Origin of the sequence: Culturomica massiliensis (assembly GCF_900091655.1) — a bacterium.
Lineage (GTDB): Bacteria > Bacteroidota > Bacteroidia > Bacteroidales > Marinifilaceae > Culturomica > Culturomica massiliensis.
Genome location: NZ_LT594621.1, coordinates 3,054,485 through 3,072,314, shown reverse-complemented (window position 1 = coordinate 3,072,314; position 17,830 = coordinate 3,054,485). Strand labels below are relative to the sequence as shown.

Here is a 17,830-nt window from a genome sequence, read left to right as displayed (position 1 = left end):
CCGGCTGTCCGGAACTTAATCAGATAACTATGTTTAGAAGAATATCCTTGCATCTGTTGTTTTTCCTGCTGATTATTATTTCCTGTTCCGTAGCGACATGTATTCTTTTTATCGGAGGATACAACGCTTGGGGAGTTATAGCGGCATTGGTCGTGGTATATTATGTTTCTAAAACACTGACGTTTTATAATGCAGTGAACCGTAAACTGGCATATTTTTTCGAGTCGATGGAAAATGACGACTATTCTGTGAATTTTCGGGAGAAGAAAGGAACCAGTGCGGAAATGTTTCTGAATTATATTCTGAACAAGATGAAGCATATCATTCAGAAAACCCGGATAGAGGCTCAACAGAAAGAAAAATTTTATGAGGTGATTCTGAGCAGTATACATTCGGGTATTGTAATTCTGAATCCGAAGGGGTTTGTTCTGCAAACCAATGTTGCGGCATTGAAATTGCTGGGATTGAATGTGTTTACCCACACGCGTCAGTTGGACCGGGTTGACCCGGCAATGACCTCGCTTTTCGATTCCTTGAAACCGGGGGATAACAAGACTTTTTCTCTGACGATGGAGAGAGGAACGGTACAATTGAGTATTAAGGTAACTGGAATTACGATCGATAATGAGGCACAGAGATTGGTCGTCGTACACGATATTAATAATGAAATGGATGAAAAAGAAATCGAGTCCTGGATCAAGTTGATTCGTGTGCTTTCCCATGAAATTATGAACTCCATAGCACCGATTACTTCTTTGAGCGATACCTTGTTGAATTTGTACGAAGATCAGAGCGTAGATGCCAACGCTATCCGTCCGACAGCGATGAACGGGTTGCATGTCATCAGCGAAACCAGTAAAGGTTTGGTTTCTTTTGTCGAGTCGTACCGGAAATTTACGCGAATACCGACACCCAGCCGGGAGTTGTTCAATGTCAGTGAATTCGTACAGCGGATTGTGATTCTGTGTAGTGCCGAAGATAATTTCAATTCGGTGAAGATCGATATGTCCGGAGTTCCGGAAGATTTGAAGTTGTATGCCGATGCCAATCTGCTGGGACAGGTGTTGATCAATATTGTAAAAAATGCAATTCAGGCTTTGCGGGGAAGGAAAGATGCAGCGATTGAAGTCAAGGTATGGAAAACAGAAGATAACAGGACAATATTTACAATAAAGGATAATGGCCCCGGTATTCCGGAAGAACTGATGAAGCAGATTTTCGTACCTTTCTTTACGACGAAAGAGCAAGGATCCGGTATCGGTTTGAGTATTGCCCGTCAGATTATGCGGGCTCACGGCGGTAGCATACGGGTTCATTCCGTTCCGGATAAGGAAACCCGTTTTACGATAGAGCTGTAATTCGATTTACGTTTTTTGTTATGCCGGCAGATTTAGTTTGAATTTGAAGACAAGTCGGCGTAAAAATTACACACTGGGACGGACTCATTGTGTAATTTGGGGATTACGATTTACGATTTTTGCCGCATTATATAAGTAAAGTTCTGAAAAGAATTCAGGTTGTAAATTCAGATTTTAAATTGGACATACAGATTTCCCCATCGTAAATTTGAGCGATAAACAAGGGATATGCACCAGGAAGAGACGGAGTTTGTAGTCCTGAATCTGCAATTGCTCATCTGATCACTGATTTGATGTTTTCGATTAACAGAGAGATGGCAACGGAGTTGAAGCCGCCTTCCGGGATGATGACATCTGCATATTTTTTAGACGGTTCGACAAATTCCTCGTGCATGGGTTTTACAGTGCCGATGTATTGGTTGATAACCGATTCCATGGTGCGTCCTCTTTCGGCCACGTCTCTCAAAATCCGGCGGGCCAGACGTAAGTCGGCATCGGTATCGACAAAAACCTTGATGTCCATCAGGTCGCGTAGAGCTTTACTGTCGAAAATCAGAATACCTTCTACGATGAGCACTTTGGCCGGGACAACAGGGATCGTCTGTTGCAAACGGGTATGATCGACGAATGAATAGACCGGACGTTCTACCGGTATGCCGTTTTTCAGCATTTCGACATGCATTACCATCATGTCGGTATCGAAGGACTGGGGATGGTCGTAATTCAGCTTACGCCGTTCTTCCAGAAGGATATCGTTGTGAGGTTTGTAATAAAAATCGTGACTGAGTGTAACTACATCTTTTTCTGCAAATGCTTCCTGTAGTTTACGGACTAGAGTACTTTTCCCGGATCCTGTACCGCCGGCAACACCGATAACTGTCGTATTCATGTTAATGGATTTGTTTCTGCAAATATATTTTAAAAAGTCAAAAGTCGAAAATCAGGAAAGACTTTCGACTTTTGGTTTATAAGAGATCGTTGAAATAGCAAAAGCTTTCGGCAACCGATCTTATTCTGCGTTCATATACATCTTTACCAATTCAGTAAGGCGGGCTTTGTCGTCTCCGATATCCTGGCGTAATGTACGGTCGTTGAAAGCTTTCAGTTGTTTGATGATACCATCGACCATATTTTTGCTGAAAACACCGTGAGCTTCGTAAATACTCCGTTGTTTTTCGAGACATTCTGCCGACTCTGCGCAGGATGCCGGTAAGTGGCTCAGGCGGTCGGCTGTTGCTTTGTGAGCATCGTCGAAGATGTTTACGCTGACATAGCGGTCTTTAGCATACTGAATACCGTCTTGCATTTCGAAGCCATGGCGGGCGGCAACAGCCAGGCCGGCCAATAGCAGGTACAGGTCTGCGGAACCATCCGGACAACGGAATTCTACGGTTTGCTTGATACCGGCATCGAATGAAGCATCGGCTTTTTCTAACGGATTGGCATCGGAAACCATTTTTTCAGCTCCTTCGGTCCAGCCGAGCGGAACTCTTACCAATACGGAACGGTTGCGATCACCCCAGCAAATGTTGGTGGGTGCTTCCTGATGCGGAACCAACCGGAAATAAGAAGTTGGATTGGTATTACCGAAGGCCGTCAGCGAGCCGGCGATGTCCAATATTCCGGCAATGGCTTTCAGGGCATTGTCTGTCAGTTTGCCGTCGGCGATGTACATGTTCTTGCCGTCTTTCACCAGACGGGTATGGATGTGTAAGCCGCTGCCTGCTTTCCCGGCTGTGATTTTCGGTGCGAAAGTGAGATCAATGCCGTATTGGGAAGCCAGTGTCCGCATGATCCATTTGGCAATAACCAATTGATCGGCAGCTTCTTCAATGTTTACCGGTAAAAATTCAATTTCGTTTTGTTCATATTGGGTGTTACCAATGGTGAAATTGCCCACTTCGGAATGTCCGTATTTGATTTTGCCTCCTGCCTGAGCGATGGCCCGCATACATTCGCAACGGAAATCACCCCATTTGCAGAACGGAGAAGATTCGTGGTATCCCCGTTGATCGGCGGTTTCGAATAATTCTTCTTTTTCACTGATTACATAGTATTCCAATTCACCCATGGCCTGGAACTCCATGCCCGTTACTTTTTTGAATTCTTCGTGTGCTTTGCGTAAGGTGTATTCCGGGGCACTTTCCAGCGGTTTACCTTCTTTTGTATAATAACTGCATAAGATATCGATGGCCGGGATTTGGCTGAACGGATTCAGAAAGGCTGTGCGATAACGTGGAATAACGTATAAATCACTCGATCCGGCTTCAATATACGGAAAAAGACTCGAACCGTCCACTCTTTCCCCATAAGTCAATATACTGTCGAGATGTTCGAGGCTGCTGATAATGAAATTCAATGTCTTCAAACGACCGTCACCGCCTACATAGCGGAAATTGATCATTTCGATTTCATTTTCTGTTACATAACGAATGATGTCGGCTTTGGTAAAGTCTTTTTGCTCTTTTTGTAAAAACTGTACTAAAGGATTAGGATTCAAAATATAATTGTTTTCCATGTCTTTGGTGTTAACGTTTGCGGAGACAAAACTAGGAAAAATATCCTGAATTAAAAATGAATTGTAATGAATTATTAATAAATGTCGGCTTTCAATATAAAATTATAAGGAAAAGAATGGGAATGATTAGAATTTTTAATTGATTTTCCTGTATTTGAGTTATGAATTTCATACTGATGAATATTTATGCATACGTTTGAGATGGTGGTTTTCCTGTGTTTACAGAGAAAAAGCAAAATGTATTCTAAAAAATAATGCATAAATATTTGTTTTAAATAGATATTTATGCATATATTTGCCCCACAAAATTGAAAAGAAAAAATTCTATCTGAAAAATTGAAAAGTTTTTAAACGAAGAAAGAGATGAAAATAGATGTCGTGGTTGCTTCAGAGAAGCATTTGCAGTATGTGTCTGTTATTAATAATACGATTGATGAAGCGGCTAAAGCGAGAGGTACGGGTATTGCCCGGAGAACCGACGAGTACATCGCCGATAAAATCAAGCAGGGAAAAGCGATTATTGCTTTTAACCGGGAAGAGTTTGTGGGTTTTTGTTACATCGAATCCTGGGGGCATGAAAAATTTGTCGCTAATTCAGGATTGATTGTAAAACCGGCTTATCGGGGAATGGGGGTTGCCAAGAAAATCAAGCGGGCGGCATTCGATTTGTCCCGCAAAAAGTTTCCGCATGCCAAATTGTTCGGTTTGACGACGGGAGAGCAGGTGATGCGTATCAATACGGAGCTGGGATATGTTCCTGTAACTTTTGCCAAACTGACAGATGACGAACAATTTTGGGCCGGTTGTAAATCCTGTGTTAATTATGATATTTTGCAACGTACCAATATGACGAAATGTTTGTGTACGGGTATGGTGTACGATCCGGAAGCTGTGGCCCGGAAGGAAGCTGAGATGAGGAATCTCGGACGCAATCGTTCCGGTATTGTACGTTTATTGAAAAAATTAGCTTGATTTATTGCAAGGGTCTTGAAATACCCGGAAGTGATAATAATGGGTGTGTATTAAAATTGAAGAGATGAAAGAAAAAGTAGTATTGGCATATAGCGGAGGTTTGGACACGTCTTATTGTGTCAGGTATTTAAGTGAAGAGATGGGTTTGGAGGTGTATACGGCTTTGGCAAATACAGGTGGTTTTAGCGAAGAGGAATTGAAGGAGGTAGAAGAGAAAGCCTATGCATTGGGAGCTAAGAAACATGTAAATTTGGATGTGACAGAAGCCTATTACGAAAAATGTATTAAATATATGGTATTCGGAAATGTGTTGCGTAACCGGACCTATCCGATTTCTGTCAGTTCAGAGCGTACTTTTCAAGCTTTGGCGATTGTGGAATATGCCAATGAAATCGGGGCTCATTACATTGCACATGGTAGTACGGGGGCAGGTAACGACCAGGTTCGTTTCGATCTTTGCTTTACGGTTTTTGCTCCGGACAAGAAAATTATTACCCCAACCCGGGATCTGAAACTTTCACGGGAAACAGAAATTGAATATCTGAAGGAGCACGGAGTAAGCTATGACTGGAAGAAAATGGAGTATTCCGTAAATAAAGGGATTTGGGGAACATCGGTCGGAGGGAAAGAGACGTTGCATGCCGATACGAACCTGCCGGAAGAGGCTTATCCGTCACAGTTGCAAAAAGAGGGTAAAGAGGAGGTAGAGATCGAATTTTACAAAGGAGAAGTGGTCGCTGTGAATGGGGAAAAAATAGCCGGAATAAAAGCGATCCGGGCATTGGAAGGAATTGCAGCACCTTGGGCTATCGGGCGGGATACTCATGTCGGTGATACAATCGTGGGGATCAAGGGCCGTGTCGGATTTGAGGCTGCAGCTCCCCTTTTAATGATCAAAGCGCATGAATTGCTGGAAAAACACACCTTGACGAAATGGCAGCAATATTGGAAAGAGCAGTTGGGAAACTGGTACGGTATGTTTGTGCATGAGGCGATGTATTCCGAACCTGTAATGCGTGATATTGAAAAATTTCTGGAAAACAGTCAGCGTCATGTCAGCGGCAAGGTGAAAATCCAACTTCGTCCTTATCATTTTGACCTGATCGGTATAGAATCGGAGCACGATCTGATGAATTCCGGCTTTGCCGAATACGGGGAAATGAATAATGCCTGGACAGCGGAAGATGTAAAAGGCTTTACGAAGATGATGGCAATGCCTTTAAAAGTTTACAATTTTGTAAACAAGGACCTGTAAGTCGGTCGGATTTACAGGTTTACGTTTCGCTTTATACGTCGCTTACTTAAAAATAATCAATGAAGTAGGCGCTCATAATTAATTATACATTTCAAAAATGTAATCATCTGTAATCAGGATGATTACGTAAATATCAAATAAGTCTATGGACTTACGAATTAAAATGAGAATTGCCATTGCAGGAGGTGCGGGATATACGGCAGGAGAGTTGATCCGGATACTGGTAAATCATCCTCAGGTTGAAATCAAATATGTTCAGAGTGAATCACATGCGGGAGAAGCGGTATATGCCGTCCACCGGGATTTGCTTTATTTGCCTCTGACTTTCGGAGATATCGATTTTTCGGATATTGATGTTCTTTTCCTGTGTATGGGACATGGGGTATCAGAGAAATTCCTGTCAGCACATCAGATTCCTGCTACGGTAAAGATTATCGATCTGGGGAATGATTTTCGTTTGGCTGAGAATGCTCACGGGTTTGTATACGGTTTACCTGAATTATCCCGGGAAACCATTGCGAAGAGCAGTTATATTGCAAATCCGGGATGCTTCGCTACGGCGATTGAGTTGGGATTATTGCCTTTGGCGGCCTTGAATGGGCTTCCCGATGAGATTTCTGTGTTCGGCGTAACCGGTTCGACGGGAGCGGGTCAGAAACCCGTAGCCGATACACATTTTAGTAACCGATGCAATAATCTTTCAAATTATAAAGTATTTATCCACCAGCATTTGAGTGAGATTAACGAGACATTGAAAAGAGCCGGAGCTGAAAATAGTTACGATCTGGCTTTTGTTCCGGTAAGGGGATGCCATACGCGGGGTATTATTATCGATACCGTATTTCGTACTTCGGCAAGTGTACGGGAATTGACGGATTTATACAAGGCTTATTATGCCGTTCATCCATTTGTGTGTGTAAGCGACGAACCTCTTTATTTGAAGCAAGTCGTGAATACGAATTATTGTTTTATACATATTACCCAGCAAGGAAAGCAGACGTTGGTGACGTCGGTGATCGATAATTTGCTGAAAGGGGCTTCGGGGCAGGCCGTGCAGAATATGAATCTGATGTCGGGACTGGAAGAGACAATGGGATTGAATCTGAAGGCCAATTATTTTTAAGTGTCTGATGATGTTTTGCGGTATTCTTTACTGTATGGAAGATCGCGGAAATTATAAATAAGTTGAGGGATTTTATTTGTTGTTATTATGGGATTATTTGAAGTATATAGTTTATCCGATCTTGTGCCCGTAGAGGCGAAAGGGTCTTATATCTGGGATGACAAAGGGGTGAAATACCTTGACTTTTACGGAGGACACGCTGTTATTTCTATCGGTCACAGCCATCCGGTGTACGTGGATAAAATCGCCGGGCAGCTTCATAAAATCGGTTTTTATTCCAATGCGGTAAAAAATCCGTTACAGGAAAAATTGGCGGAAGAGTTGTGCCGTACTTCCGGATATGAGCATTACAATCTTTTTTTATGCAATAGCGGAGCCGAAGCGAATGAGAATGCTTTAAAACTGGCTTCTTTTATGACCGGACGGGATAAAATTCTGGCTTTTAAAGCTGCTTTTCACGGACGTACCAGTGCTGCCGTTGCGATTACGGACAATCCGAATATACAGGCGCCTGTCAATCGGTGTCATAAGGTGGATTTTATTCCGCTGAATGATGTTTCAGCTTTGGAAAAAGCGTTGGCCGGAGGGGAATATGCTGCTGTTATTGTAGAAGGTATTCAGGGTGTCGGGGGAATTCGTCCTGTGGATGACGCTTTTCTGTTACGGATGCGGGAATGTTGCGATGCTGCGGGAACGGTGATGATTGTGGACGAAATTCAGAGTGGGTATGGGCGTTCCGGAAAGTTTTTTGCCCATCAGTATGCCGGGGTATATCCGGACATTGTGACAATGGCGAAAGGTATGGGGAATGGTTTTCCGATAGCCGGTTTATTGATTACCGAACGTATTGAAGCCCGGAACGGCATGTTGGGAACTACTTTCGGCGGAAGTCATCTGGCTTGTAGTGCGGCATTGGCTGTACTGGAAGTGTTGAACTCGGAATATCTGGTCAATAATGCGGCAGCTTTGGGACATTATCTGGTACAGGAACTGAAAAAAATCAAAGGAGTGACGGAAGTTCGCGGAAAAGGACTGATGATCGGCGTAGATACCGAATGTCCCCAGGCAGAAGTGCGGGGACGTTTGTTAAAGGATTTTCATACGTTGACCGGATATAGCGGTAAGAATACGTTGCGTTTGTTGCCGGCCCTGACGATAACCCGGAAAGAAGCCGATGAGTTTTTGGATGCTTTCCGGAAAGTGATGATGTTTTGATTAGGCAGGGACGACCTGTTTCTGCCGTATTATTTAAGTCGATATAGTTTTATAAAAATGATAAAAGTAATCAAGATCGGTGGTAAGCTGATTGAAGATGATAAAGTTTTAGGCTGTTTGTGTGATAAGTTGTCTGCGTATTATCCCCATTGTGTTTTGGTACACGGAGGGGGTAGTATGGCAGGTCAACTTTCATCGCGTCTCGGTATGGAGACAAAGATGCATGAAGGAAGGCGGATCACCGATGAGGCGACATTGGAAATAACGGTGATGACTTATGCCGGTTTGGCGAATAAGAAAATCGTGTCTTGCCTGCAATCGAAAAAAATGGTAGCCTGCGGTTTATCGGGATGTGATATGGGGGTCGTCGTTTCGCACAAACGTAGTAATTCCGGTATGGATTGGGGCTTTGTCGGGGATATCGATACGGTGAATGAAAAAATGCTGGCCTTATTGCTTGAAAATGGGATCATGCCGGTGATTTCTCCGATAACCTGTTCGCCGGCCGGACAATTGTTGAATACCAATGCGGACAGTGTTGCTTCAGCGGTAGCGATAGCTTTGAGCCGGCGTTATGAAACCGAATTGGTGTATTGCTTCGATAAACCCGGAGTTTTGAAGGATGCAGAAGATAATTCTTCCGTGATACCGCAAATGGACAGAGAGACATACGATGTATTGAGAAAAGAAGGATACATTCATTCCGGAATGTTGCCTAAATTAGAAAATGCCTTTAAGACATTGGAATCCGGAGTAAAAAAAGTGAGGTTGACGAGTCCGGAAAATCCGGACGGGGGAACGGTGATCGGATTTTAGATTGACGATTTTAGAGGATATCCACAATTCTTCTTTACGAGAGGGAAGAATCGTAAATTTATTAAGACGACCGGTTTTATGGAATTCCGGTTGTAAACCAAAAATCGTAAATTGTAATGAATGTAACGGAAGCGATAGAATTGTTGGAAAAAATAATTGCTCTGCCTTCTTTCAGTAAGGAGGAACGGCAAGTGGCGGATTTGATGGTGTCTGTTTTATCCGGTTATGGATACCGGGTGGAACGCAAAGGCAATAATATCTGGGTACGTTCACTTCATTTTGATGCCCGGAAGCCTACTTTGGTGTTGGAGGCACATATCGATACGGTACGGCCGAACGGGAATTGGAAAACCGATCCTTTTACGCCCGTTATAGAAGGCGGAAAGTTATTCGGTTTGGGAAGCAATGATACGGGGGGAAGCATTGTTTCAATGCTGGCAGCTTTTCTCCGGCTGGATAAAGAGGAGCAGCCTTATAATTTGATTTACCTCAACTCGGCGGAGGAAGAGAATACCGGAGAGGGTGGCGTACGTAGCGTTGTGGAAGAGATCGGCAAGGTCGATTTGGCTTTGATCGGGGAGCCTACCGGGATGCAGGCTGCGATTGCAGAAAAAGGACTGCTGGTGTTGGATGTTACGGCTCGGGGAAAGGCAGGGCATGCGGCACGTAACGAAGGGCAGAATGCCATTTATGAGGCTTTGTCCGATATCGAATGGTTTCGTACCTATCGTTTTGAGAGAGTATCGGATTTGTTGGGAGAAGTGAAAATGACGGTTACGGGTATTCAGGCCGGGACATTACACAACGTTGTGCCTGCTGAGTGTACGTTTATGGTGGATGTCCGTGTTAACGAGCATTATTCGAATGCCGAAATTTTTGAAACGATAAAAGCCCATGTGAAAAGCGAGGTAAAGCCGCGTTCTTTTTCACTTAATTCGTCGTCGATATCACCGGAGCATCCGATTGTAAAGCGTTGCCGCGAATTAGGGTTGTCTGCTTACGGTTCTCCGACAACTTCCGATCAGGCGGTACTTCCCTGGACTTCTCTGAAAATCGGACCGGGAGACAGTGCCCGTAGCCATACGGCGAATGAGTATATCAGATTGGATGAAATCGAACAGGGTATCGGGCTTTTTGAGAAATTGTTGAAAGGGTTCAGGATTTATGATCGTTGATTGAGGAGGAATTTTGGGACAGGTGGTGTGGTTGCCAGAATAAACAAGAGACACTGTAAATATTTAAAATATAGCGAATGAAACTTTGGGACAAAGGATATGATACAGATCGGTTTACCGAAGAGTTTACGATCGGGAAAGATAAGGAATTGGATGTTATGCTTGCGAAGGCTGATGTATTGGGAAATATGGCTCACCTGAAGATGTTGCATAAGATCGGATTGATGGACGAAACCGATTTACGGAAACTGGAGCAAGCCTTGCGGGAGATTTATGCGGATGTAGAGAAAGGAAATTTTAAGATTGAAGATGGCATTGAGGATGTACATTCCCAAATAGAATATTTGTTGACGGAAAAATGTGGCGAGGCCGGGAAAAAAATTCATACAGGTCGTTCCCGCAATGATCAGGTTTTAACGGATATCAAATTGTTTACCCGGGCAGAGATGCTGAAAGTATTGGATTATACCGGGACATTGTTCCGCGTTTTATTAAAGAAAGCGGAAGAGAATAAGGCAGTGTTGTTGCCCGGGTATACGCATTTGCAAATTGCCATGCCTTCTTCTTTCGGTTTGTGGTTTAGTGCGTATGCAGAATCTTTGGCCGACGATTTACTGATGTTGAAGGCAGCTTACGATATGGTAAATACCAATCCGCTCGGTTCGGGAGCCGGTTACGGTTCTTCGGTGGCGCTCGACCGGCAGATGACAACTGATCTGCTGGGCTTTGACGATTTGGCTTATAATTCGGTATATGCCCAGATGCAACGGGGAAAGATGGAGAAAAACGTTTTGTTTGCTTTGGCGGCGATTGCGACGACATTGGGGAAAATGGCTGCTGATGTTTGTCTTTTTTCCTGCGGTAATTTCGGGTTTATAAAATTACCGGATCAATATACGACCGGATCGAGTATTATGCCTCATAAGAAGAATCCGGATATTTTCGAATTGGTCCGGGCTAAATGCAACCGCTTACAGACACTGCCCGGACAGATGGCAATGCTTTGTGCCAATCTGACTTCCGGTTATTTCCGGGACATGCAACTGACCAAGGAAATTTTCTTTCCGGCATTTAAAGAGTTGACGGATTGTTTGCTTATCAGTACGGCCGTATTGCAGGAGATGGAACTGAATACCGGAGTATTGAAAGATGAACGCTATAAGTATCTGTTTACGGTTGAAGATGTAAACGATTTGGTAACAGCAGGAGTGCCTTTTCGGGAAGCTTACCGGGAAATCGGAATGAAAGTACAAAAGGGGGCGTATGCGGCAGATACGCAACGCACTCTGAACCATACCCACGAAGGGAGTATCGGGAATCTTTGCCTCGACCGGATTGAAGTTAAATTCAAACGACATACCTGGAATTATACCAAGGTGCTGGATGCTGAAAAAGCACTGATGGATTGAAAAAGCGGGGAATATTTCCCCGCTTTTTCAGTTGAAATTACACACATTCCCCATTCTTTTCTCAAATAGTATTTTTCGTAAATCACTGATTTTATTGTATTTAAAACGAGAATTATCTCTTTTTTTTGATTTGGCATGATTTTTATACATATTAAATAGAATGCCTTGATTTTTGATCTATGGTGGGGATTGTCCGTTGCGGATTTGAAAGGTGAAAATTCAGGGATGGATACAGGGTCGTAAAAACAGAGAATCTATTGTTGCTAAAATGATCTGATTCCATAGATTTATTTGATGTTTTCGCAGACTCTTTGTATACAAACACTTAAAGTATAGAGATGTATAATTAATTTTGAACAATTACTTATATGAGAAGTGGAATAATAGTATGGATGATCGCTGCCGTTTTCGGTTTGTTTGTTTTTTTAGGTTCGGTAACGGCAACATGTGATAGCCGGTTGGGAAATATTGTGAAAAAAAATATCGAAGTACCTGTACTTTTGGCCGGTAATGCGGTAAATTATGTTAAAATTGAAGTATCCGAAGTTCCGAATGTAGTACGTACGGCTATAGCAGCAAAATATTCTGCCTATGTTATCGATGAGGCTTTTAAGGGAGATGATGATTGTTACAAGCTGATATTGAAGAGAAATGATAAAAAAATAACTGTTTATTATAATAAAACCGGTGAATTTCAAAAAGAAGAGACAGATGTGTCCGCACAGCTTGTTTAGTGATTATTATTATTTCATGCCGAAGGAGCCTCAAGGGGCTCCTTTTTGCTTTTAGCGGATTTTTTGGTACTTTTGTTTTCAACGGGAGAACGGAAATGGGAGGATAAAAGAATACCGGTTTTATAAAGGAAAGAACGACGTATGGTAAGAATTTTATTGGTAGACGACGATACTACGTTTTGTTTGATGTTAAAAACCTGGTTGGTAAAACGAGGTTTTGACGTAACGGAAGCTTTTTCCGTTGATGCTGCTTTGAAAGCTTTGTCTGCCGGGCAATATGATGTGGCACTTACCGATCTGAGATTACCTGATAAGGACGGTATTTTCCTTTTGGAAAAGATTAAAGCGACTTATCCCAAAACACAGGTGATTCTGATGACGGGTTATGCCGATATACAGACGGCAGTGCATGCGATGAAATCGGGAGCATTCGATTATGTCGCCAAACCGATTATTCCGGATGAAATATTGAAGAAGATACAGGAGGCTCTGGAGCAAAAGAGTATGCCGGAGGGGAAGAAGAGGAGGCCTGAAAGTCAGGATGTGCCCTATATCAAAGGTAATAGTCCGGAATCTCAGAAATTATTTGAATATATACGTTTGGTGGCTCCGACGATGATGACGGTGCTGATTACCGGTGAGAGCGGTTCGGGAAAAGAGTATATTGCCCGTCTGATCCATGCCCAAAGTAGCCGGAAAAATGCTCCTTTTGTAGCTGTCGATTGCGGAGCTATCCCCAAAGATTTGGCTGCCAGTGAGTTTTTCGGACATGTCAAAGGCGCTTTTACAGGGGCGGTAAACGACAAGACAGGTTATTTTGTCGCCGCTTCCGGCGGTACGATATTTCTGGATGAGATCGGAAATCTGAGTTACGATGTACAGGTGCAGTTGTTGCGGGCTTTGGAGGAGCGGAAAGTGAAACCGGTGGGTAGTGATAAGGAAGTCTCTTTTGACGTACGGATTATTTCCGCTACGAATGAAAATTTGAAAAAAGCGGTAGCAGAAGGAAGTTTTCGGGAAGATCTTTATCACCGGTTGAACGAGTTTTCTCTGACAGCCTTGAGTTTGCGTGACCGTCCGGAGGATATCCCAATTTTTGCCAATCATTTTTTAACGACATCCAATGAGGAACTGGGGAAAGCGGTAGTCGGCTTTGATGATGCCGTGATGAATATATTTAAGAATTACAGTTGGCCCGGCAATTTGCGGGAAATGCGGAATGTCGTGAAACGGGCTACTTTGTTGTGTCAGCATGAATTTATTTCTCCGGAGGATATACCGGCAGAGTTGGCGGCGGCTCCTGTTGTACAAACGATTCAGGATCTGGCGTTGAGACGGGAAAAAAATGAGGTAGATTTGATACGGGAAGCTTTGGCTAAATGTAATAATAATAAAAGTGAGGCTGCCCGAATGTTGAAAATCGACCGAAAAACCCTTTACAATAAGATGAAACTTTACTCGATAGATTGAGTCGTTGTATCAGTCCGTGGCAATTTTTAAATCCATTTCTAAAGTCTGTAGTAGAAGTTGTGTTTTTTCGATAATCTGCCGGGTTAATTTTTCAGATTCCTCCGAGGTAAGAGAGTCGCGTTCCAGTGTTTGTAAGGTACGGATGATTTCTGCCGTTTCTAGTTGCCTGAACATCGGAAGCATTTTGTGGGCGAGCCCGGCAATTTTTTTCATTTGTTTTTCATCTGCATATTCTTTTAATTTCTGAAGGTGTTTCCGGGTTTCGGAAACAAAAGAATGTAGAATCTTTCGGGTGGCCTCCGGGTCGTTGTCCGTAAATTGTTGTATTTGTCTCAGGCTATAGCCGTTTTGATCCGCCGGTAATACCGGAGAAGCAGCCAGTTGCTGCTGGAGGTTGCCGGAAAAGGAGCCGGGATAGATCTGGCAAATAACGTCTAAAAGTTGTGCCGACGTAAAAGGTTTTCCCAGATACGCCGTAAATCCTGCATTCAGATAATCTGTTTTTGTTTTTCCCGAATCGGCAGATAAAGCGACGACCGGAACGGTAAAATGTTGTTCCCGTATTTGCTTTACCAGTTCAAAGCCTGTCATTCCCGGCATTTGTATATCGGAAAAGACAATGTCATAATTCTCTTTTTCCAGTTTCCCGGTCACTTTTTGAGGATTGTCCGTACATTCGGTCTGTATGCCGTAATTTTGCAATAGCCCGCTTGTCATTTCCAGTTGTAATGGATCGTCGTCGACTAACAGTACTTTTATTTGTTTATCATTCGGGCTGTGGACGGACGTAATCTGTACATCTGTTTTTGCTTTCGGGATTTCCGTGCCGGTTGCCGTGCAATCGAGGGGGAGTGATACGGTAAAGCAGCTTCCTTTTCCCGGTTCGCTTTCCAGCGTCATTTCTCCCTTTAAGAGATGGATTAATTTAAGTGTGATGGTCAGGCCTAATCCTGTTCCTTCTATTGAAGCATGGGATTTTAACCGGGTAAATTCCTGGAAAATCAGTTTTTGTTCTCCGGGAGTCATACCCGGACCCGTATCTTTGATCCGGAAAATCATCCGCTTATCTTCCGACGTTGTTGCCGTAAAGGTAATTGTTCCCGATTCAGTGTATTTAACAGCATTCGATAAGATATTCGTAATGATCTGGCGTATGCGAAGAGCATCTCCTTTGCATGTCGTATTCAGATCTTCGTGAATAGTGCAGTTTAATGTTAAATTTTTAGCGGTAGCCAGCGGCAGAAAAGTGTCTACAATTTCATGAAAAAGTTGTGCCGGATTAAAAATAATTTCCTCAACCATCAACCGGTTGTTTTCCAGTTTCGATAAGTCGAGCAGGTTTGTAATCAGCTTTTGGATATGATCGGCGGAGCTTTTCATATTTTTCAGGAAATAACGCTGTCTGTTATCGATTGGGCCGGAATTGAGCAGTTCGATATATCCCATAACGGAACTTAAGGGAGATTTGATGTCGTGGGTCACTGTCAGCATCAGTTGTTCCCGGCTTTTAAGTAACCGGGCTGTGTATGCGTTGGCTTCTTCCAACTGTTTCCGGTAACGCTGACTGCGGGAGATATCTTTTAAAATGAGTGTACAGAAGAATGCAATAAACAATACGGCAACAATTGCGATAATGGCGATCAGCCGGGCAGCCGAATCCATAACCTGCTCGCGTTCCTCTATTCGTTTCAGGGAATAGGCGATTTCTTCTTTTTCGTAGGCATAAAGTACCTTTTTCAATTGTTCTGTAATCTGGACGCTTTGGTTGACGATGTTATATTCCCGTCGGCTGATTTGGCGATTGAGGTTTGCCGCTTCTGCCTGAAAACTTTCCCAGGCATATTTTAAGATATGTACGATACTGTCGGGATTGTTTTGGGCAGAAACAGGCGGAAGGGTATCCCAGATGATATGTTCGGATTCCCGGATTTGCAAAGTCGTGTCCGGTTCCTTTGTAGAAAATAGGCCCAGGAACCATTTTTTCTTTTTTACGGTGGCGATATACGAGCTGTCCCGGGTGGTAATTACTCTCTTCCGGATGTTCGGGGCAGGCGGTACAGAGTCTTTGGCCGATTCGATCAAAGCAATGGCTTTGTTATAATAGTCAGTTGATTCTTTTGATTTTTTTACCTTGAGCAGTTCTTTCAGGTTTTTGATTTTGTCGTTTAACAGGAGATGGATTGTATCGATACGGGCTTCCTGTCCCGGTTCGGCCGTCATTTTTTTCAGGGAATCGATGTTCGACTCAACTTGCCGGATAATGTCGATGTATTTATGAAAAGCACGCTCCGAGCCGGTTTGCAGAAATGAATTGCTCAGTGTTTCGGCTTCATACAGACTGGCGATGGTATTGCCGATGAGGTATAGTTTTTGGTTGGTGGCACTGACGAAATTTTCTTTGTCTGTGAACCGGGATATTTGTTTGTATATGAATGTAATGGTCGCTATCGTCAAAATGAAAAGCAATACATAACCGCTGATGACTTTAAATTTTGTATAACGTGACGGTGAATTCATATGTCCCGGAGTTTTGATTTTGCTGTTGTAGCAAAATTAGCATAAAAAAGTGATTTCTTTTTCTTTTCCGATAGGAGACTTTTAAAATTATACTGATTGAAAGTTGCTGAAAACAAAGAATACAGGCGGAGTTATCTTAATTAAAAGTTAATAAATATTGCTTAAAGAAAAAAATGTTTACTTTTGTTGCCTATTGTAAATCAGACCTAATTTGATCAGGTCTGTTCAGGTGCATGTAGTATTAAGATTTGAAGGTTTATTTATAGTGCAGAAAAAGCATTGTAAAAGAGTAGTGTGATGCGAAATTGTCTGCGGACATATAGTTTGGGAATATGCATATGCTTGTTCTGTATCTCTTCCTTGAGAGCCCAGATAAACCCGGAAACGGCTTTTTATTGGGAAAATCCGTATTCGGTCAACCCTGCATCCGTAAATTTGGATTACAGTGCATTCTTTTCTTTGGCAGCCCGTAAGCAATGGGCTTCTTTTCCCGGAAGTCCGGTTACTTTTGGAGCTACCGGGGCCTTTTATCTGGAAGATTACCGGACACAGGTGGGGATGAAGGTTTTGAAAGATAAAATCGGATATCTCAATACTTTTGATGTTTCTCTTTCCTATGCTTACACCCTTCGGTTGAGCTGGAACAGCTTTTTGAACATGGGAGTTGCAGGTTCCTGGCAATCGCAGGACATAGACCGGAAGGAGGTGGAACTTGAAAATCCGGACGATCCTGTTTTAGGAAGCGAGCGTATGCGTGGATTGAAGGAATGGAATGCGAATATCGGCGCGGAATATGTTTTCGATAAGAAATTGGTAGTCGGGATGGCCAGCCAGAATCTTTTCTCTTTTTTTAAGCGAGAACCTCATATCTGGGGTGGGACGAATTATGCCTATGTCCGTTATCGCACCCGTTCGGTGGAACGTAGTATCGACATGGAGTATGGACTTTGTGCCAAGCAGTACGAGGAGGATTTTCAGGTGGACGGCATGGTGTCCTTGTATTTGAACCGGGATCGGCGGGAAGAAATGATGCAATTTTCGATTTACGGCCGGTCGGTTGGGGAAGTCGGTTTTTTAGTGGGGATGAAGTTGATTTCCGAATTGAAATTTCTTTGTGCCTATGATTATAATTTCAAGGCTGTAAGCGGGGAAACGAGTGGGAGTTTCGAGGTGATGATTACTTATCCGATTCATCGCAATTCGATGTGCAGGAGTGAATGGGACCGTTGAGGAATTTTAGATTATAAATTGTAAACTTTAAATTAACG

Annotated in this window: 14 protein-coding genes; 11 read left to right on the top strand and 3 right to left on the bottom strand. The window is 43.1% G+C overall.

The genetic code is table 11. The features are described 5' to 3' along the window. Positions 1 to 29: 29 nt before the first annotated feature. The gene (locus tag BN8908_RS13980) at positions 30 to 1,358 is read left to right on the top strand and encodes a sensor histidine kinase (RefSeq protein WP_068691238.1); all 1,329 of its coding nucleotides are present in this window, start codon (positions 30 to 32) and stop codon (positions 1,356 to 1,358) included. Positions 1,359 to 1,632: 274 nt separating this feature from the next. Here BN8908_RS13980 and udk read toward each other — a convergent pair whose 3' ends face one another. After that, a complete protein-coding gene (gene udk, locus BN8908_RS13975; RefSeq protein WP_021989453.1) occupies positions 1,633 to 2,247 on the bottom strand; it encodes a uridine kinase in 615 nt (204 codons plus the stop codon). A 120-nt stretch (positions 2,248 to 2,367) separates the two neighbouring features. Continuing rightward, positions 2,368 to 3,876, bottom strand: coding sequence for a glutamine synthetase family protein (locus tag BN8908_RS13970; RefSeq protein ID WP_021989452.1), 1,509 nt, complete (start codon positions 3,874 to 3,876; stop codon positions 2,368 to 2,370). Between the two features lie 363 nt (positions 3,877 to 4,239). On the opposite strand from BN8908_RS13970, the gene BN8908_RS13965 reads away from it, so the two are divergent. From BN8908_RS13965 to BN8908_RS13925, 9 genes are all read left to right on the top strand, one after another. After that, complete coding sequence (locus BN8908_RS13965; RefSeq protein WP_068691235.1) at positions 4,240 to 4,848, top strand: GNAT family N-acetyltransferase; 609 nt, start codon at positions 4,240 to 4,242, stop codon at positions 4,846 to 4,848. A 64-nt stretch (positions 4,849 to 4,912) separates the two neighbouring features. Beyond that, positions 4,913 to 6,103 carry an argininosuccinate synthase gene (locus BN8908_RS13960; RefSeq protein ID WP_068691233.1) on the top strand — a complete coding sequence of 397 codons (1,191 nt, stop codon included), beginning with the start codon at positions 4,913 to 4,915 and terminating at the stop codon, positions 6,101 to 6,103. Between the two features lie 145 nt (positions 6,104 to 6,248). Next, positions 6,249 to 7,226, top strand: a complete 978-nt coding sequence (argC, locus tag BN8908_RS13955) for an N-acetyl-gamma-glutamyl-phosphate reductase (RefSeq protein ID WP_074042470.1) — start codon at positions 6,249 to 6,251, stop codon at positions 7,224 to 7,226. A gap of 87 nt (positions 7,227 to 7,313) precedes the next feature. After that, complete coding sequence (locus BN8908_RS13950; protein ID WP_068691229.1) at positions 7,314 to 8,441, top strand: aspartate aminotransferase family protein; 1,128 nt, start codon at positions 7,314 to 7,316, stop codon at positions 8,439 to 8,441. 57 nt (positions 8,442 to 8,498) lie between these two features. Further along, a complete protein-coding gene (gene argB, locus BN8908_RS13945; protein ID WP_068691227.1) occupies positions 8,499 to 9,257 on the top strand; it encodes an acetylglutamate kinase in 759 nt (252 codons plus the stop codon). Between the two features lie 116 nt (positions 9,258 to 9,373). Continuing rightward, a complete protein-coding gene (locus BN8908_RS13940; RefSeq protein WP_068691225.1) occupies positions 9,374 to 10,432 on the top strand; it encodes a M20 family metallo-hydrolase in 1,059 nt (352 codons plus the stop codon). Between the two features lie 77 nt (positions 10,433 to 10,509). Further along, positions 10,510 to 11,841: an argininosuccinate lyase gene (argH, locus tag BN8908_RS13935; protein WP_068691223.1), complete on the top strand. Its 1,332-nt coding sequence runs from the start codon at positions 10,510 to 10,512 to the stop codon at positions 11,839 to 11,841. 368 nt (positions 11,842 to 12,209) lie between these two features. Further along, positions 12,210 to 12,575: a hypothetical protein gene (locus BN8908_RS13930; RefSeq protein ID WP_148453339.1), complete on the top strand. Its 366-nt coding sequence runs from the start codon at positions 12,210 to 12,212 to the stop codon at positions 12,573 to 12,575. A gap of 141 nt (positions 12,576 to 12,716) precedes the next feature. After that, complete coding sequence (locus BN8908_RS13925) at positions 12,717 to 14,045, top strand: sigma-54-dependent transcriptional regulator (RefSeq protein ID WP_068691219.1); 1,329 nt, start codon at positions 12,717 to 12,719, stop codon at positions 14,043 to 14,045. Positions 14,046 to 14,054: 9 nt separating this feature from the next. Here the strand turns inward: BN8908_RS13925 and BN8908_RS13920 are convergent, their stop codons facing one another. Beyond that, entirely contained in the window at positions 14,055 to 16,562 is a 2,508-nt protein-coding gene (locus tag BN8908_RS13920) for a hybrid sensor histidine kinase/response regulator (RefSeq protein ID WP_068691217.1), read from the bottom strand. 297 nt (positions 16,563 to 16,859) lie between these two features. Here BN8908_RS13920 and BN8908_RS13915 point away from each other — a divergent pair, with 297 nt between their 5' ends. Further along, positions 16,860 to 17,792 carry a PorP/SprF family type IX secretion system membrane protein gene (locus tag BN8908_RS13915; RefSeq protein WP_021989440.1) on the top strand — a complete coding sequence of 311 codons (933 nt, stop codon included), beginning with the start codon at positions 16,860 to 16,862 and terminating at the stop codon, positions 17,790 to 17,792. Positions 17,793 to 17,830 lie beyond the last annotated feature (38 nt).